We start from the raw sequence: 19,340 nt of genomic DNA, 5'->3' as shown, positions 1-19,340 counted from the left end.
TTCCTGTATTATTTACTAACTGTAATCGATTTCATTTTGCGAATGTTGCTGGCGTACTGATTGTCGCGAAAGACTCCCCGCCCGGAAACGACGATATCCGCGTTCACGCGTAACGCATCAAGGATATTCTCCTCAGTAAAGCCCCCGTCTACTTCCCACAGGATATCCTGCAGGCCGGGCTGCTGTTGGCCTTGCTTTACTTTGTCCAGTACGCTGGGTAGGTACGTGCAGCTCATGCTTTCCGGTTCAGTGGTCAGGATAAGGACATATGAGAGGAACGGCAAATAAGGACGCAGATCGGGCAAGGGCGTCTTTGGATTGAAGGCTAATCCTGCCCGTATCCCGTATTGGTGGATCAATCCCAACGTACGGCGGGGGTAAGGGCAGGCTTCAAAGTGAACGGAAACCATCTCAACCCCGATCTCTGCCAACGTGGGCAGGATCCATTCGGGGTTGTTGATCATCAAGTGCACGTCAAAAGGCAGGCTGCTGAGCGGCCGCGCGGCGCTGATGATCTGTGTTCCCAGCGACATGACCGGTACGAAATTGCCGTCTTCCAGGTCAAAGTGCAGGATATCTGCTCCTGCTTGTTCCAGACCTTTCACGGTTTCTGTTAAATATGCCAGCGGCGCTGAGACCAGAGATGGGGCGATCTTGATCATATGGTTTACTCGAAATTCTTGCGGAAGTCTTTGACTTTGGTCATAAAGGTTTTCACGCGGTTGACGTCCACATTATTCTGGAAAATACCGTCATATTTGAAGGTGGTGGCAACCACCGCGCCGTCGGCAATGGTCAATTGTTCTTCAATGTTTTCAAGACGTACACCGGTGTTGGCGAATACGACAGTATTAGGTACTGCGCCTTTGACACGCTTTAGAACATCCGCGTCGGTTACGGTGCCGGCTGTCAAGCCAGAGACGCACAGCGCGTCGGGTAGGTGATTGAATACCGTGGAGCGGGCAATTTCGGCCACATCGCGGTCGGCCAGGTAACGGGCAGCTTCGGGGACGATGTTGAAGAGCAGCTTGACGTTTTCCGCGCCGATGGCGTGCTGATGGCGGACGACTTCGCCGCAATTGGTGTTCCACAGGCCGAAATCACTGGCATAAACGCCCGAGAAGATCTCACGCACGAACTTGCCGTCTACTGCGGCTGCCAAATCAAGGGAGGCATATGGATCCCACAACACGTTCACGCCGTAAGGCACGCTGATCTCGCTCATCAGCTCGCCGATGATGCGGGCCATGGCCGCGGTTGTCTCGGTTTTGACCTTCAGCAGGTAGGGCAGGCTGAATTCGTTCGAGAACATAACGCCATCCACGCCGCCATCCTGTAGGGCGTGCAGTTCTTTGCGGGCGCCTTCGATGACTTTCTTCATTCCCCCCGCTTTGTCATAACCCGGATCGCCTGGCATGGCTTGCAGATGGCACATCGCGATGATCGGTTTCTTGGTATTAAAAATTTCTTTTGTCCAGTAGGTCATTTCATTAAGCTCCAATAATAAAGTGAATTTGATTATACGCCTCGACGCAAATCCAGATTGTGGTCGAATTTGCTGACGATGGTGTCTAATGCCATAATACCCGCTTCAACATCGCGGAGGTCGCATGTTTCAATGGGAGAATGCGAATAGCGCATCGGTATGGAAAGATGGGCCATGGCAGTACCCTGCGTGCCGGACATCAGCGTGAAAGCGTCATCGGTGATGACACCCAGGGCGATGTCGCGCTGCCAGGGGATGCCCATCCCGTCCAATGTATTTTCTAGGAACAATCGTAACTGCGGGCTGGGAATCAACCCGGCCAGCGTGCCGCGCCCGTGGAAGTTCATTTGCGTCACGGCCGGGCCCTTATTCAGGAACATTTCGTACTTGCCGTAAAGTTCGGGTGTATCGCAGGCGGGTGTGATATCCACACAGATGGCCGCGTCCGGCTCCAGACGGTAGAAAGCTGGCATGACGCCGCGGATGTTGAACTCTTCCTGCACGGAGGCCACTACGTAGACCGTACCGGCTGGTTTGTGCTCGTGCAGATATTCTGCCAGGGCGATCAGCATCAGGCAGCCCACCCGGTTATCCAGCGTTTTACTACTCACCAGGTGTTCACCGATTCGCTGGAAATGCGGATGGTAGGTGACAGCGCTGCCGATACGGATTCCCAGTGCTTGGGCTTCTTCGGCAGATTTCACACCGATATCGATATACATCTTGTCGTGCGTAGGCACGGTCAGTTTGTACTCGGGGGGTGTGAAGTGGTGCGAGAAGGTCCCGATCTGTCCGACCACGGAGCTTTTGCCGTCGATGCTGTGCACGTCGAAATACTGGCCCATCAGGGTCTTCTCGGGCACGCCACCGATACGGTTGAAGCGTAGATAGCCGTCCTTGTCGATTTTACTGATCATCAAGCCCAACTCGTCCATGTGGGCAAACACTAGTAAACTGGGTTCGCTTTCGTCTTTCCCGCTAAAGGTCGCTGTCACGTTGCCGATGCGATCCACTTCGACGCTATCCGCCAAAGGCTCAAAACGCTTCTTCATTTCTCGAACCATGTTATCTTCCAAGCCCGATAAGGCTGGAATACTGGTGAGGTGTTGAAGTTCTTCAATTACGCTTTTCATTGTTCTTCCTTCCAAAATTAATTATAAAGATTAACCGACTGCCAATCGGCCGCCGTCGGCTACGATGATTTCGCCGCAGACAAAGCTGGATAGTTCCGAGCAAAGGAACAAGATTACTTTGGCGACGTCCTCCGGGTAGCCAATTCTGCCAACCGGCATGAGTGGAATATAGTGTGCTTCCATTTCTTCTATACTTTCATAGCGTGTCATGATCATCTCGCTCATAATGACGGAGGGCATGACCGCATTCACCAGGATCCCTAAGGGAGCATAGGTCTTGGCTTGGTAACGGGTTAAAGAATAAGCGCCCGCTTTGGTGGCCACATATTGCGGGATCCCGGTTCCACCTGAAAATACGCAAGTGGATGTGACATTAATGATACGTCCATTGCCCCGTTTTGCCATATGGTCTTTCACGGCTTCCGCGCAGAAATGCACGGCTTTCACGTGGATATCAAAACTTTTTTCCCAATTGGCCACGACGCCCGCGTTATTAACTAAAATATCAATTCGGCTGAACTTGTCCAGGACCTCTGCCGCCAAATCGCGGCAATTCTCTTCCTTCGAGATGTCTTTTTGGATGTAATGAGGGCGTAACCCCAATTTGCCGATTTCATCCTGAATGGGCTTGGCATTCTCGGGATCGATGATGTCGTCAATGACAACCTGCGCGCCGGCTTGGGTGAGAATTTCTGCGGCGGCTTTGCCGATGCCTTTGGCTGCGCCGGTGATGATGGCTACCTGACCGCTTAGATTGATTTCGTAGGACATTGATTTACCTTCTTAGTTATTGAACTCGACCACGCATTTGAGGCTTTCCTGGCGGCTGACTGTTTGCAGGATCGCGTCGGAAAGTTCCTCGATGGGATAGGTGTGACTGATTATCTTATCAGCCCAAACATCGCCGCTGGCGATCAGATCCAATGCCATGCGTGTATCGAGATGGTTGGCTGAGTAAGTTGAGGTGATCGTGATCTCGTTGAAGAATATGTGCGAGGGGAAGATCTCGATCGATTCCTCGGGCTTGGGCGTGGCGAAGAACATAACGGTTCCGCCTTTGTTGACCAGGTTCATGCCCAATTTCATCGCGCTGATGTCTTTGGCGGCGATGAAAACCTTGTCGGCGCCGTCGGATTGGAACAGCTCTTGCACTTTTTCCAACTCCGCCTGCGGGTCGTTGCCCGGCTTCCAGACGTTTTGCGCGCCGAATTCATGGGCTTTGTTGATGCGCCAATCCAACATTTCGTAAACGACCAATTTACGTACGCCCCAATACTTCAAGCATTGGATGAACATCAATCCCATGGTGCCGGTGCCGATCAGGGCGACGGAATCTCCGGCTTTCACGCCTGCTTTCTGGATGGCGTGAATGATGCAAGCCAAAGGTTCCACCAGCGTGCCGGCTTTGAAGCTGACATTTTCCGGCAGGATCAGGGTGTCGCGTTCAGCGTGCGCGGCGGATGCGGTGAAATATTCCGAAAAACCACCGGGGTGGATATGCGTTTTGCGGAAAGATTCACACATGGTAAAGTTGCCTCTGCGGCAGTGTTCGCATACCAGGCAGGGGATGTGGTGATGAACCACAACACGGTCGCCCACTTTGATATTATGGATATCGCTACCGACTTCTTCCACAACACCCACCGCCTCGTGACCCAAGGTCAGCGGTGCGCGCGGGGTTAAATACCATTCCATCGTGTCGGCAACACACACGCCGCACGCTTTCGTTTTGACTAAAAACTCGTCGGATTTTGGTTGGGGAATGGGTCTGTTTTCTATACGAACGTCTTGATTGTTGTAATAAACGGCTACTTTCATTGAACACCTGACTTTGATAAAAATAATTGGTTCGATAATTGCTGATTTTGGTGGATACGGACAAGCCGTATCCACCGATAACAATAAAATGGTTTATGCGCCGAACAATTTGCCAATCCAGAACAGGACTGCGGCTACCCAGTTGCCGGCAGAAAGGCCGGTGATTTCGACTGCGCCTTCCGGGATCACATAACCAATGGAGGTTGCCATCTGGGTCAATGAGGATCCGAAGAATGTGCAGGTGTACATAACGACTGTCATGATGACTGCACCGCAGATGATCGAGCGGAACAGGTTGCCTTTCGACATGAAAGGTACCATTACGACGAAGTAGAACATTGAAGCTAAGTCGCCGAAGGGCAAAACACGGTTGCCGGGCAGGATTAAGGCCAGGCCTAAGGTAATCGGAATGAGGATGATGCCGGCTGCCACGGTGACGGGGTGCCCAATCAGAACGGCAGAGTCAAGGCCGATGTAGAAATCACGGCCGCTGAATTTCTTCTGCATGAAGATTCTGGCAGATTCGGCAATCGGGGTCAGGGCTTCCATGAAAAAGCCGATGATTTTGGGGATAAGGATCATAGCTGTGCCGATGGTGATGCCTAGGGTGAGCAGTTTGGCGGGTTCGCGCCACATGCCGCCGAACAAGCCTACACCGACGCCCAACAGGACGCCCAAGAACAGGGGTTCACCGAAGATGCCCCATTTTTCACGAATGTTGCTCTCGTCCCAGTGGATGTCTTTGATGTATGGAATGCGATCAAGCACCCAGTTTACACCGGCGATGATCGGTACACTGGTGACGGCCCAACCGTGGGGGATGCTGATGCCGGGCAGGTTGTAGAATTCTTGAACGTCTTTGGCTGTTTTGTCAGCGATCCACAGTTCGTAAACTGTATGGACGGCTGCCGCAACCAAACCCCAGGCCAGGCTACCGGAAGCAATGTAGCAGACTGATGCGGTGAAAGCTTGGTTCCAGAAATTCCAAATGTCCACATTCAGAGTTTTTGTCAGTTTCAAAGCCAGCATGGCAATGTTTGTTGCTAGGCAGACCAGGATGACCAGTGAACCGGCGGTCGTGCCCCAGGCGATTGCTCCGGCAACACCCCAGCCAACGTCGAGAATGTCGAGGTTGGCACCGGTGTTTTCCACCATTGCGTTAACGACGGGGACCATTTGCCCGATCAGCAGGTTGATGATCAGGTTCAGCGCGATGAAACCGGCACCTAAGGTTAAGCCGGCCCGTAAAGCGGTACGAAGTTTCTGACCAAAGATAAGTCCCATCGTGGTAATGATGATGGGCAGCAGCAATGAAACGCCTAATCCGGTCAGGAAGTCTTTGATACCTCCAACAATGTCAACAAAATTCATTTTATTTACTCTCCTTTATTTTTCCATGCACCTATTAATTATTAAAAAAAAGAATCAATGCTCCCTTAAATCACCTCCTCTGAGAAACGAAAAAATTGCTCAGGTTGCCAAGATTTTTATGTTCTTTTCATCGCAATACTGTAAGAATGCTTCTGGAACCCCCTTGTCTGTAATAATGGCACTGAGATCAGACAATTCACAAACTTTGGCAAACGCAGTGGTGCCAAACTTCGTGGAATCGCAGAGCAGAATGGTCTGGCTTGCGGCTTTGACCATGGCTTGCTTGATGGGAACTTCTTCGATATTGACGTTGCTGATGGTACCGTCCGAGTGAATGGCGTCCGCGCCAATGAAGGATTTGTCCACGCGCAGGTTGCGGATGAAATCGACTACTTGGGGGCCCTGCAGGGTGTATACGTTCGCGCGCGCGATGCCGCCGGTGCAGATCAGGTTGATTTTTGGATTGGTGGCAAGCTTGTATGCGATATTGAGGTCGTGCGTGACCACTGTCAGGCGTTCCCTGGTGTGCAGCAGGCAGGCCAGCTGAAAAATGGTCGAGCCGGCGTCCAGTAAGATCGTGTCACCGTCCTCGACCAAGTCAATGGCTGCCGCGGCGATACGGCTTTTTTCGTCGATGTTGCGGTGTTGTTTAATGTCATAGGGGAGCTCCATGGTAACACCCTGGGTAGAACGCACCGCGCCGCCTCGTTTGCGAATACAGATACCCTCTTGCTCTAAAAGGATCAGATCGCGCCGAATAGTCGCTGAGGAAATGTTGAATTCTTCAGCTAAATCGGTGACCTGAATGTAACCGTCTTCCCGTAATTTGGTTAGCAGGAGTGCCCTGCGTTCTTCAGCAATCATGTCATAAAACCTGCAAAAATGAACAAAAAAATGAACGAAAATGTAAGATAATGACATTATAGCGAGGCGGTTTTTATTTGTCAATTGTCTGGATGACTTCGAGTGAAAATTTAAGATTTTGGAACAGAAATATTGGAAAAATATCCAGGGTTTGGGGAAAGAGTTGTTGGGAAGGAAAAGAAAAGCAGCTTAAGCGTGGTTATATTACGGCCTTAACAATGGAATTCTCCGGCCGGTTATTGATAATTCTCGTATATGTCCAAGACGATATCGGCATATCTGTATCCCATGTCGTAAGGCCCATAGGCGTACAGTGCCTCGCGCAGTGAGCCTTTTTTCTCGATCAATTCTGACAGCATGCGCGTACCGTATTCAACATTGAAAGACGGGTCCATTAATTCGTCCATTGACGGCCGGCTGGTGAAGCAGGGCTTGCTTCCGCATATAAAACTGGCTGCAATCCCGTCGCGCGGCATGACTTGCATCAAGCCAATTGCGCCGCTCCCGGATATGACCTCGGCGTTGCCGCCGCTTTCCTGCAACATCACCGCCGCGATCAGGTTCGGATCCAGACCATATTCCCGGGCATTTTCTTCTATGGTAGTTTTCCAGTGCTGGATGGTGTTAGGAAAATGAGTGCTAAGCCCGGTGCCCGGCTGCGCAGCTGGGGCGGGGGAGCGCGTGTCGTTCTGTAAAAATGCGCTGCCGGTGAATAAAGCAAAGCTATAAAGGGTCAGGCCTATCGCCAATATTGCCGGCACGATCATCTTGGTGGGGGTCATCGTTTGCATAGCTATATAATAGCACAATAGTTCTAAAATAGGAATAAAAAAACTAACCGGAAAGCTGGTATATCGTATTAAAACCCTTTTGCAGAATGCCCAGTATTTCATTCGCTGTGGATTGATAGGTTGGTACAGAAGAACCCACTGGATCGTCGATCTCTTCTATTTCATCAACCATTTCGCGCAACAGGAATATTTTCCTTGCCTGTTCGGGATAATTTCGGGCCAGGCTTTGTTTGTGCTCAAGAGTCATGCACAGGATCAGATTGAATTGTTTCAACAAAGCCTCGCTTACCCCTTGGGAACGATGACCTCTTAAATCCAATCCGCGCGTTTGCATGGCGGTTACTGCGTTCGAAGTGGCAGGCATACCGTTATAGGCCCACACGCCGGCGGATGCAATACGCCAATCAACGTCTTTCTTCCCATTCTGTTTGACCAAATCGGCAAACAATACTTCTGCCATGGGAGAACGGCATTGATTGGCGCTGCATACAAATAACACAGAGTGACTGTGATTATTCGGATTATTTTGCGTGGACACTATTTACCCATGCTGACGACCTGGCTGTCCCAACGATGCCAGTCGCCGAAGCGTTCGTCCACGATCTTGCGGCCTTCGCCGGGGTACTCCAAGCCTTGCAGCTCCAGGTCGGCATCCATCATAATGCGCACCAGCTCATGGAATTTGACTTTGGGCGTCCATTTCAATTGCTTGATAGCTTTGGAGGGATCTGAGAGCAGTAAATCCACTTCTGTGGGGCGGAAATAGCGCTCATCGATGCGTACATAATCTTCCCAATTCAAGCCAACGTAGCCGAAAGCTTCTTCCAGGAACTCGCGCACCGAGTGGGTTTCTCCGGTGCCAATTACAAAGTCATCCGGTTTGTCCTGCTGCAGCATCAACCACATGGCTTCCACATATTCCGGCGCATAACCCCAGTCGCGTTTGGAATCCAGGTTGCCCAGGTAGAGATGGTTTTGCTTTCCGGCTTTGATGGAGGCAATCGCGCGGGTGATCTTGCGGGTGACGAAGGTTTCGCCGCGGCGCGGAGATTCGTGATTGAACAAAATACCGTTGCTGGCAAAAATGCCGTAGGCTTCACGGTAGTTGCGGGTAATCCAATATGCGTACACCTTGGCAGCGGCGTAAGGGCTGCGCGGCTCAAATTGCGTATCTTCCTTTTGTGGCGGCTTGGCGCTGCCGAACATTTCGCTGGAGGATGCCTGGTAGAAGCGCGCGTCTATTTCGCTTTTACGGATGGCTTCCAAAATGCGGGTGGTGCCCAGGCCGGTCACGTCGCCGGTGTACTCCGGCATGTCAAAGCTGACGCGCACGTGGCTTTGAGCGGCCAAATGGTAGATCTCGTCAGGCTTGACGTTGTAGATCATGTGCTGCAGGGTTTCTCCGACTGCGACATCGCCATAATGCAGGTAGAGGTGCACCTTGTTGCCGTTATTATGTGGGTCGTGATAAATGTGGTCGATACGCTGCGTGTTGAACGTGCTCGCGCGGCGGATGATACCGTGCACTTCGTACCCTTCATGTAATAATAATTCGGCTAAATAGGAACCATCCTGGCCTGTTATGCCGGTAATTAGCGCTTTTTTCACGGATTTTCCTCCAGAAATATTACGGATTGAGTTGCTGCTGCTAGTATAACCACGTACAAAAATCATGTCAAACCGCCAAAAAGGGATAAAGGAAGAAAGCCTGGGAAATTAAGCGGATTGACCTGCAAGCCGGAATAAATAAAAAACTGCCCACCTGACAATAATTGGCGAGCAGTTTCATGGATACTTTGATTATTCTATTTGTTGGTAAATTTCAATTCTTCTTTTTCTTTATCCAGGTCAACCATTACATGGTCGCCTTCTTTGAAATTACCGGAAAGCAGCTTGACCGACAATGGGCTCTCGATGAATTTTTGCAGCGCGCGTTTCAATGGACGTGCGCCAAAATTCGGATCAAACCCTTCTTTGGATAGCCATTTGCGGGCGTTATCTGTCAGTTCTACAGTCAGGTTGTGTTCGGAAAGCCGCTGGCGGATCTCGTTCATTTGCAGGTCAACGATGTCCACCATTTGCTCCTCGGATAGCGGTGAGAAGATAATCACTTCATCGATGCGGTTGAGGAATTCCGGACGGAAGGTTGATTTCAAAGATTTTTCAATATTCTGTTGTGCTTCCTGGTCTTCATCAGTGCTGTCCTTTTGGAGGAAACCCAATGTGCCGCCGCGGCGGATGAATTCTGTGCCCAGGTTGCTGGTCATGATGAGCACGGTATTGCGGAAATCCACCACGCGTCCCTGACCGTCGGTCAGCCGGCCGTCGTCCAGGATTTGCAGCAGCGAATTCCAAACTTCCGGGTGGGCTTTCTCAATTTCATCGAACAGGATCACACGGTAGGGGCGTCTGCGGACGGCTTCGGTTAATTGGCCGCCTTCTTCGTACCCCACGTATCCGGGAGGTGCGCCGAACAAGCGTGAAGCGGTATGTTGTTCGCGATATTCGCTCATATCCAACCGCACTAACGCGTCTTCGTCGTCAAACATGAACTCGGCCAGTGCTTTAGCCAGCTCGGTCTTGCCGACACCCGAAGGGCCGATAAAGATAAAGGAACCAATGGGGCGCTGTGGGTCTTTTAGTCCGGAACGTGCGCGCCGGATGGCGTCGGCCACCGCGTGGATGGCTTCTTCCTGACCGATAATGCGTTCGTGCAGCTTGGCTTCCATATCCAGCAGGCGTTCAGCTTCACTCTGCATCATTTGATTCATCGGAATACCGGTCCACTGGGATACTACTTCGGCAATGTCGGATTCGTCCACCACTTCATCCAGTTTGTGCTCAGCTTCCCATTTGTCGCGCTTTTCTGAAAATTCGGTTTCCATACGCAGCCGTTCGGCTTTCTTGCGGGCGGCACGTTCATAATCGCGTTCCATACCGGCTTGTTCTTCTTCCGCCATCAAACGGTCGATTTCGCTCTTCTTTTTCTTGAGGTCGGCGGGCATGGAATAAAGTGCCACACGTAGTTTGGCTGCCGATTCGTCCATCAGATCAATGGCTTTGTCCGGCAGGAATCGGTCGGTAACATAACGCGACGATAATTTAACCGCGGCTTCGATGGCGCCGTCCGTGAAATGCACCTTATGGTGCGCTTCATAGCGGTCGCGCAGCCCTTGCATCATTTGGATGGTTTCGTCGATGGAGGGTTCGTCCACGTAAACCGGTGCGAACCGCCTTTCGAGCGCGGCGTCTTTTTCTATATATTTGTGATATTCATCCAGGGTGGTCGCGCCGATGCATTGCAGCTCACCGCGTGCCAGGGCCGGTTTAAGCATACTGGAAGCATCCATTGCGCCTTGTGCTGCGCCTGCGCCGATCACAGTGTGTAGTTCGTCAATAAAAAGGATAATCTCGCCGTTCGAGCGCTGTACTTCATCAATAGCGCTTTTCAAGCGCTCCTCAAATTCACCGCGGAAACGGGAACCGGCAATCATGGCGCCTAAATCCAGCGAAATGACCTTCTTCCCCATCAGGATTTCCGGCACATCGTTGTCGGCGATCTTCTGTGCCAGGCCTTCCACAATAGCGGTCTTGCCCACGCCTGCGTCGCCGATCAATACCGGGTTGCTCTTGGTTCTACGGGATAAAACCTGGATCACGCGCAGGATTTCTTGATCCCGTCCAATTACCGGATCCAGTTTGGTTTCGTGTGCCAATTGGGTCAGGTCGCGCGAGAATTTTTCCAGCGTGCGGTAGCGGGATTCCGCTTTGCGGTCCGTAACGCGCTGCCCGCCGCGGATTTGCATAATGGCTTCCAGAATACGCTTGCGTTCCACACCGCTCTCGGTCAGGATACGCGAAGCGGGGGTGTTTTTTTCGCTCAGAATCGCAAGGAACAAGTGTTCCGTGGATATAAATTCATCGTTGAGTTTGGTGGCTTCTTCGTTGGCCACTTCCATTACGCGTTTAACCCGCGGTGTGATAAAGATCTGCCCGGCGCCGCCGCCGAAGATGTTGGCTTTCGGGCTGCTGCGCAGTACTTCGTCCAACTTGGCTTGCAGGTTGGCTGAATCAATAGACATGATCTCAAGTATTTGAGGGACAACGCCGTTGGGTTGTTCAATCAATGCCACCAGCAAATGCTCAGTGTCAATTTGTGTGTGCCCATAGCGCTGAATGATTTCGGCAGCGCGCTGCGCCGCCTCTTGTGCTTGTTCGGTAAAACGATCAAATCGCATCATAATATATTTTCCATTCGATTGATTAACATTTTATCATTCAGCCCATTTCCAAAGGCAAACGGGACGTTAATAATTTATAAAATAAATATCAACAAATTAGCTGCCGGCGCGTCTTATTCACTTACCGAATACGCAAACCGCAGCACCATATTCGAAGCTGCATCCGCTGCCCATAAATTACCCTGGTCATCGAAATCCAGGCCGTAAGGCCGGCTAAAGATTTCGCTGGACGGGGCCAGATCCTCCCAGCCCTGCAGGAACAGACCTTCCATGGTAAATTCCAAAATACGGTTGCCTTCCGGATCGGACACCAGGATCGTGTCGTCGGGGCTGATGGTGATGTAGGGTTTATTATCAATGCCGGAACCATACCAGGCGTCCACGTCAAATGCGCTTACTTGCGTGTAAATCATCCCATCTGCGTCCGGTTGGAAGACTTGAACGCGCCGGTTCCAGGTGTCGGCCACGGCTACCAATCCCTCAGCGTTGATGGCGATTCCTACCGGTTCATCAAACTGGCCTGCGTCAAAACCAGCGCCGCCAAATTGGGTCAGGTAATTAAGATTCCGGTCAAAAACCAGCACGCGTTTGTTGCCCGTATCGGTTACCAGTACATTCCCGTTGGGAGTTACTGCGATACCGCGCGGTCCCCACAGGTCATCGGGATCGTCACCCTGCGCGAAAGTTCCCCGCATCTTGATGAATTTCCCGTCCGAGCTGAGTTTTTGAATGCGGTGGTTAAAGGTATCCGCTACGTATATGGATCCGTCCGGTCCAACAGCCACGTCCCAGGGTTGATTCATTGTTCCACCTGGAGCTTCGCCTTCCAGAGCATTCGCGTAGGTGCCGTATGTCTCCAATAGCACTCCGTCTGTGGAGAATTTCTCGATACGGTTATTGCCGGAATCCGCCACGAAAATTGAACCATCCGGCGCGATATCGATGCCGTGCGGTGTGTTCAGTTCACCCGGATTGGCGCCGCTGATCCCAATAAAGAAATCTGCTTGCCTGGATACGGTCTTTTCAACGTACGGGTCACTATCCACCACCTGCTGTAAGGCGGCCTCGGTATTCAACTGCCACATTTGCGCGGCGATATCCTTGCGCACATAGAAACGCATTTTTTCACACGGCAGCCAGTTGTCCAGCGTCAGGAAGTCGTTATTATTAATTTCGGCATATAGGCTGTAATCGCGGCTCAACCATATATTGAAAATTGCCTGGCGCATTTCCGGGTTCTTCAACGCGTAAGAAATCCGTTCCCATGTCAGGCCGAAGTAATCCTGGTTGGGCCACCACAAGCGGCTGTATTCATATACATAGTAATTGTCCCGCACAATGGCGTCGATTTTGTCATACTTATCGGGGCCGGCTATGATCAGGTCGGCTTCTTCGAGCGAACGGGTGGGGTTTTCCATGTAAACAATCTTGTTGGGGTAGTTGCGCAGATACCACCAATACGGGTACAAACCATGGTTGTCGTAGGCTACCTTGATGTCCAGCCCCCCGGTCAACCTCTCTGAAATTTCTTCAACTTGCTTGAGGATGATTTTGGGTCCATCAGAAGCATGCGCATAGACCAAATACTCATAGGGGTAATCATAGTTGATAAATGAGGCGCGATAAGCGCTGCGCGCTGTTACAACCGACATAATAATGAATAACGCCAGGCAAACATTGATACCCAATCGGTGCCAGTTTATCTTTGATTCTTGCCGGAAAAGGAAGTACCCCGTCAGAATGGCAGCCAGAAGCAGGAAGAAGAAGTGCGTTGTGTCCCCTAAGTGTTCCTGGGTCTTGCTTTGGAAGGGGTAGTGTGCGCCCAATAGCTGCAAAATTAGCAGGATTACCAGAAAGGTGAATGTCAGTGCCAGCAGGAAATATCTGCTTTTTTGCGCGCGGTTGAAAGTTAATTTAGCCTTGCTTTCAAATAGTTTTTCAACCAACCAGCCTGCGCACAGCAGCATGGAAAATGCGATATGCACGGTTATCCACGGCATTTTCTCTCCGGCAATGGAATAAGCGATTAGCGACAGTATTGTCCAGTAAATGAAAATCCCCGGAATAGGAAGGCTTATGGAAATTTCCTGTTCGTCCTCAATGCGTGTGTAGCTGCTCCAGAAGGATTTACGCCGGATGCCCAGTACAAATGCCAGGATCGTGCCGATCGCGCCCAGGAACTCGTAGATGGGAATTTGAATCAAGGCGAAGTAATATAAAGGTTGTCCGCCGCGCTGTACGTCCTGCTGTGCCATCCAGTGGCCCAGCGATCCAACCATGCCGGTCAGGATACCGAGTGAATTGGTGAAGAAGGTGGTGAAAAAGAGTATGTAAATCCCAAAGAAAACCGCGGCATATTTCCACCACTCTTTGGGCTGCCAAATAATTCCAAACACAATGCTCAGGCCGATAAAAAAGGAAAGGTAGATGTAATCGGATAAGATACTGAGCGTGTTGGTGTAATCAATCGCCGAAATTCCCGCCAGGCCGACCGGAAAAGCCGACAACAGCGGCAGTACCAGTGTGATCAACAACATCATTAAGGAAAAGGAACGGGATTGGCTCAGTTTGTCCCAATGGAGTCTTTCGCGAACAACCAACAGGAAAATAATGGCTGTCAACAGCACCAGCATGATGGGCAGAAAGGCTTGCAGCAGCGGGGACATCAAAACAAACACAGAAAGGATGTTGTTGGTAGCCTGAAGGTCGGCGTCCGGAATGATGATTTGCTCGGCCAGCACGGCGTTATTGATGTTCTTCATCAGCAGTATGGAGAAAACCAGTGCGGCGATCAAAAGGAATGCCCCAACAGTATTGAACAAAATGGTCTCTTTGCGGAGCTTGTCGTCTGTCCAATCCATTTTAAGGAAGTCTCGTATCGCAACGATAAAAAGAAAGATCAGCATCTCTGCGGTAAAGATGTAGGCGGTTTCTTTCGCGGTGAAATTCAACGCGAGGGTGATCACCACACCAAACAGGTGGGAAAGCTTGCCGTCCTCAAGGTAACGCAGCACATAGTAAATGGTGGCGACGCTCAGGAAAGCGCAAATGGCTTCGTTGCGCGTATAGCGCCCATAAAACATCATGTACGGCGAAATCGCGAAAAACAGCCCTGCCGCCAGTGAACCGATTTTCCCTAAATATCGGCGGTATGCGATCAGCACAAAAGCCACAGTGGCGATGCTGAATAATGCGTGCGGCAGGCGGGAGGTGAAATCATTGTCGCCAAACAGAAAATAGCACAGCGCTATCAGGTGGAATTGAAGCGGCCCATGGGTGACGGGATCCTGGTGGTAACCTCTTCCCGAGTATAAGTCAAATGAGGGCACAACGTGGTTGACTTCGTCATGGGCCATCACACGTGCGTCCAGATTGTAAAGTCGGGTGATAATGGTCAGGATGATGATAATAGCGATCATTACGTGGCGGAAAGTGACCTTGCCGAATAACGACCGCAGAGATTTGTCCAAACTGGTTTGCATGCTTTTACCTCATTACAGTTTAAAAACTGGTAGAATCATTTGTTGAATGGCAATATTTATTATAAGAGAAGGGGTAAATAATATCCATTTCAATGCAGTTATTACCAAGATAACAATATTGACCGAAATGGTTATATTTGTTACAATATCCGTTTGCCAAATGTACAGCTGATTATATTATTAAGCAAGTTGACCAGGAGAAATAAATGAACTCTGACTTACCGGAGAAATCGTACGCCCGTATTCATTCAATCCTTGAAATTCCCAATTTGATTGAAGTCCAGAAAGAATCTTTTCAAAGATTAAAGACTACCGGCCTGGCCGATCTGTTTACTGAGATTTCCCCAATTGAATCATACAACAAGGGTATCAAACTTTACTTTCCCAGCAATTCTTCGGAAGTAAAAGACTTTGACCTGAAATATTGGTTCGAAGAACCGAAGAATTCCATCGAAGAATGTTTGGAGCGCGACCTGACTTATTCATCGCCGCTCTATGTTTCCGTCTTGTTGGCTGGGCCTGAAGTGCCCGAGCCAATCAAACAGGATATTTTCCTGGGCGACTTCCCGGAGATGACGGATAAAGGGACTTTCATTATTAATGGCACAGAACGTGTGGTTGTCTCGCAATTAATCCGTTCTCCCGGCGTTTATTTTGACGCACCGATCAACCGCGCTACCGGCCGCAAGTTGGCTACTGCCAAACTGATCCCTGACCGCGGTGCCTGGATGGAATTCGAGACGCGTAAAAATGATTACCTCATCTTGAAATTCAACCGCAAACGCTCTGTCCCCATCACCATCTTTTTACGTGCCTTGTGCGCGGTGGATGATGGACTGGAAGAGTCTCCTTTAAAGTACGGTACCGATGAAGAGCTGCTTGAATTCTTCAAGGATATCGACAAGGATACCGATCGCTTATACGTTGCCAATACAATTCGTCAGGAACCGGAATGGGATCTCTCGGACGGCCGAACCATCGCCGAAGCGGCTTTGCTGGAATTCTTCCGCAAGATGCGCCCCGGTGATCCGGCCACGCTAGAAAACGCCCGGGAATTCTTGGAGCAGCAACTGTTTGACCAGCGTCATTATGACCTGGAAAGAGTAGGGCGCTACAAACTTAACCAAAAATTGGATCTGTCGGCGCGCATCCCGGTTTCACACCGCACCATCACCAAATGGGACATCATCTATCTGGTGCGCCGCATGATTATGATCAACAATGATCTGGAAGAAAAGGATGATATCGATCATCTTGGCAACCGCCGTGTGAAAACAGTCGGCGAATTAATCCAGAACAAACTGCGCATTGGTATGCGCCGCATGGAACGCGTAATTAAGGAACGTATGTCGATTCGTGAGCAGGACCAGGTTTCTCCGGTCAGTCTCATCAACATTCGTCCTATGATTGCTGCCCTGCGTGAGTTCTTTGGTTCCAGCCAGCTTTCACAATTCATGGATCAAACCAACCCGCTGGCGGAATTGCGCCACAAGCGCACGCTGTCCGCGTTAGGCCCTGGCGGCTTGCGCCGTGACCGTGCCGGTTTTGACGTCCGTGATGTCCACAACTCGCACTATGGCCGCATTTGCCCCATTGAAACACCAGAAGGCCCGAACATTGGTTTGATCGGCCGTCTGGCTTCATTTGCGAAAGTAAATGAATACGGCTTTATCGAAACACCTTATCGCAAGGTTTATAACACCCTGCCTCTTAAGGACAAGCGTCTGGAAGGGCGCGTGGCTCGTGAAGATGTACTCACTGAAAGCGGCGATGTGCTGCTCAAGCAGGGTGATCTGGTCACAGCAGATGTGCTTGGCAAGCTGAAGGATAAGGGCGTAAAAACTGTTCCGGTAAATCCCTTTGTGTCTGACGAAATTGAATATCTGTCTGCCGATGCGGAAGATAAATTCAACATTGCCCAAGCCAACACGCCTCTGCAAGAGCTGCAGGAATTTGCCACCAATCGAATTTCCTCGCGTTTCCATTCCGACTTCATTATGAGCCGGCCGGAACGCATTGATTTCATGGATGTCGCGCCGCACCAGATTGTGGGTATCAGCGCTTCGTTGATTCCCTTCCTGGAGCATGACGATGCCAACCGTGCCTTGATGGGTTCGAACATGATGGCGCAAGCGGTGCCTTTGGTCTCTCCTGACCAGCCGATGGTTTCCACCGGTATGGAACGCTACGCTGCTATGGATTCGGGCCAGGTTATTATTGCCGATCAGGAAGGTGAAGTGCTTTCCGTCAATGGTGAGCAGGTTACACTGCGGACCTCCGACGGCGTGCGCACCTATCATTTGCGCAAGTATCAACGGTCAAATCAGAGTACATGCATCGATCAACGCCCGGTCGTCAAAAAAGGCCAGCGCGTGCATGTGGGTGATGTCATCGCGGATTCTTCTTCTACCGTGGATGGCAATCTGGCTTTGGGCCAAAACGTAACCATTGCGTTCCTCTCGTGGGAAGGCGGTAACTTTGAAGATGCCATCCTGATTTCCGAACGCCTTGTTCAGCAGGATCGCTTTACTTCCGTGCATATTGAGAAGTATGAAGTGGAAGCGCGCGATACCAAATTAGGCCCGGAAGAGATCACGCGTGATATCCCCAATGTCGGCGACGACGCTATCAAAGACCTGGATGAGGACGGTATTGTCCGTCTGGGTGCCGAGGTTGGCCCCAATGACATTCTGGTTGGCAAGATCACACCTAAAGGTGAAAAAGAACTCACTCCTGAAGAACGCCTGTTGCGCGCCATTTTCGGTGAAAAGTCCCGTGATGTGAAAGATACTTCCCTGCGCATGCCGCATGGCGAGCGCGGTAAAGTCGTGGAAGTCAAAGTCTTCACCCGTGAAGAAAACACTGATTTGTCCGCTGGTGTTGAAAAGATGGTGCGCGTTTCGGTTGCGCAGCTGCGCAAGCTGACCGCCGGAGATAAGATGGCCGGCCGTCATGGAAACAAGGGTGTGGTTTCCCGTGTTATCCCTGTGGAAGATATGCCCATGTTGGATGACGGTACCCCCGTCGACATCATTTTGAACCCGTTGGGTGTCCCTGGCCGTATGAATATCGGTCAGGTATTGGAGACTCACCTGGGTTGGGCGGCCTCTCGCCTTGGTTTCAGAGCCATTACGCCTGTCTTTGACGGCGCCAATGAAAAGGAAATTGAGGCGGAACTGGGCCGTGCCTGGTTGATTGATGCCGCCTGGAAAGAAATTGGCACCAAGGCTTGGGATTGGATTAAGGATCAGGGCTTTGAGCCGGATATGATCAAGGATGACGAAGAAGTCCGTTTGCTCTATCTGGAAAACTGGTTGGGTGAGAAGGATTACGATATCTTCCGCTTCAAGACCGATTTGACCTATGCGCGTCGCGCCACCTTAACGGAATGGCTGCGTGATAAAGGATACGAACCGGAAGGTTGTCTCTCGTTTGACAGCATCTCAGCGCTGGATACCGAATCTGACCGGCGCGACGAAAAAGCTATTGAAATCTGCCTGCGTATTTGGCTGGAAAATAATGGCGTCAATGTCAGCCGTGTTAAAGATGAAAACATCCGTGAGAAAGCGGAAGCTTACATGGTCGAAGCTGAAAACCCCATGCCTATTTTAGGTAAACAAGTCATTCGCAACGGGAAAACCGGCATGCCCTTTGGGCAATCCGTTACCGTCGGTATTATGACTATCCTGAAATTGCATCACCTTGTCGAAGATAAGGTGCACGCGCGTTCAACCGGCCCATACAGCCTCGTAACGCAGCAGCCTTTGGGCGGCAAGGCGCAATTCGGCGGCCAACGCTTTGGTGAGATGGAAGTTTGGGCCCTGGAGGCTTACGGTGCGGCCTATACGCTGCAGGAAATGCTGACAGTCAAGTCCGATGACGTTCAAGGTCGTGTATCTTCCTATGAAGCCATTGTAAAGGGCGAAGCAATTGAGGAACCCAGTTTGCCGGCTTCCTTCCGTGTCTTGGTGAAAGAGCTGCAAAGTCTTGGCTTGGCAGTTGAGGCAGAAATGGAATCCGGTGATATTATTAAGTTCGGGAAGGACGAAGAGAAAGTCAAACCGCCCAAAATCTCAACAGGATTGCTGGGATTGGGCTCAAATATTGACAATTTCCTGTCATAATGAGTTGACGGTGAGTATTCTGTATGATAT

General features: G+C 50.7%; 13 protein-coding genes. 1 reads left to right on the top strand and 12 read right to left on the bottom strand.

The window, feature by feature from the left end; all coding sequences use genetic code 11:
• Positions 1-8 precede the first annotated feature (8 nt).
• The 12 genes from Pelsub_RS12925 to Pelsub_RS12870 all read right to left on the bottom strand — a co-directional run bounded on the left by Pelsub_RS12925 (position 9) and on the right by Pelsub_RS12870 (position 15,186).
• Positions 9-662: a ribulose-phosphate 3-epimerase gene (locus tag Pelsub_RS12925; protein WP_116225456.1), complete on the bottom strand. Its 654-nt coding sequence runs from the start codon at positions 660-662 to the stop codon at positions 9-11.
• A gap of 5 nt (positions 663-667) precedes the next feature.
• Positions 668-1,486: a BtpA/SgcQ family protein gene (locus tag Pelsub_RS12920; RefSeq protein WP_116225455.1), complete on the bottom strand. Its 819-nt coding sequence runs from the start codon at positions 1,484-1,486 to the stop codon at positions 668-670.
• A gap of 32 nt (positions 1,487-1,518) precedes the next feature.
• Positions 1,519-2,619, bottom strand: coding sequence for a M42 family metallopeptidase (locus tag Pelsub_RS12915; protein WP_116225454.1), 1,101 nt, complete (start codon positions 2,617-2,619; stop codon positions 1,519-1,521).
• A 30-nt stretch (positions 2,620-2,649) separates the two neighbouring features.
• On the bottom strand, positions 2,650-3,390 hold the full coding sequence (locus Pelsub_RS12910) for an SDR family NAD(P)-dependent oxidoreductase (protein ID WP_116225453.1): 741 nt from the start codon (positions 3,388-3,390) through the stop codon (positions 2,650-2,652).
• A 12-nt stretch (positions 3,391-3,402) separates the two neighbouring features.
• Positions 3,403-4,437, bottom strand: coding sequence for an alcohol dehydrogenase catalytic domain-containing protein (locus Pelsub_RS12905; protein WP_116225452.1), 1,035 nt, complete (start codon positions 4,435-4,437; stop codon positions 3,403-3,405).
• Positions 4,438-4,530: 93 nt separating this feature from the next.
• Positions 4,531-5,808 carry a PTS galactitol transporter subunit IIC gene (locus Pelsub_RS12900; protein ID WP_116225451.1) on the bottom strand — a complete coding sequence of 426 codons (1,278 nt, stop codon included), beginning with the start codon at positions 5,806-5,808 and terminating at the stop codon, positions 4,531-4,533.
• Between the two features lie 99 nt (positions 5,809-5,907).
• On the bottom strand, positions 5,908-6,672 hold the full coding sequence (locus Pelsub_RS12895) for a DeoR/GlpR family DNA-binding transcription regulator (RefSeq protein ID WP_158675111.1): 765 nt from the start codon (positions 6,670-6,672) through the stop codon (positions 5,908-5,910).
• A gap of 236 nt (positions 6,673-6,908) precedes the next feature.
• Positions 6,909-7,463 (bottom strand): lytic transglycosylase domain-containing protein, encoded by a 555-nt coding sequence (locus Pelsub_RS12890; RefSeq protein WP_158675110.1) that lies wholly within the window; start codon positions 7,461-7,463, stop codon positions 6,909-6,911.
• A gap of 43 nt (positions 7,464-7,506) precedes the next feature.
• Entirely contained in the window at positions 7,507-7,962 is a 456-nt protein-coding gene (locus Pelsub_RS12885; RefSeq protein WP_267896290.1) for a low molecular weight protein arginine phosphatase, read from the bottom strand.
• Positions 7,963-8,000: 38 nt separating this feature from the next.
• The gene (gene gmd, locus Pelsub_RS12880; protein WP_211314307.1) at positions 8,001-9,071 is read right to left on the bottom strand and encodes a GDP-mannose 4,6-dehydratase; all 1,071 of its coding nucleotides are present in this window, start codon (positions 9,069-9,071) and stop codon (positions 8,001-8,003) included.
• Between the two features lie 197 nt (positions 9,072-9,268).
• On the bottom strand, positions 9,269-11,701 hold the full coding sequence (locus Pelsub_RS12875) for an ATP-dependent Clp protease ATP-binding subunit (protein ID WP_116225772.1): 2,433 nt from the start codon (positions 11,699-11,701) through the stop codon (positions 9,269-9,271).
• Positions 11,702-11,817: 116 nt separating this feature from the next.
• Positions 11,818-15,186, bottom strand: coding sequence for a flippase activity-associated protein Agl23 (locus Pelsub_RS12870; RefSeq protein WP_116225446.1), 3,369 nt, complete (start codon positions 15,184-15,186; stop codon positions 11,818-11,820).
• Positions 15,187-15,392: 206 nt separating this feature from the next.
• Here Pelsub_RS12870 and rpoB point away from each other — a divergent pair, with 206 nt between their 5' ends.
• The gene (gene rpoB / locus Pelsub_RS12865) at positions 15,393-19,310 is read left to right on the top strand and encodes a DNA-directed RNA polymerase subunit beta (protein WP_116225445.1); all 3,918 of its coding nucleotides are present in this window, start codon (positions 15,393-15,395) and stop codon (positions 19,308-19,310) included.
• Positions 19,311-19,340: the final 30 nt, after the last annotated feature.

Origin of the sequence: Pelolinea submarina (genome assembly GCF_003966975.1) — a bacterium.
In the GTDB taxonomy this organism is placed as follows: Bacteria; Chloroflexota; Anaerolineae; order Anaerolineales; family Anaerolineaceae; genus Pelolinea; species Pelolinea submarina.
The sequence above is the reverse complement of the archived record's forward strand: the minus strand, read 5'-3'. Positions and strand labels throughout refer to the sequence as shown.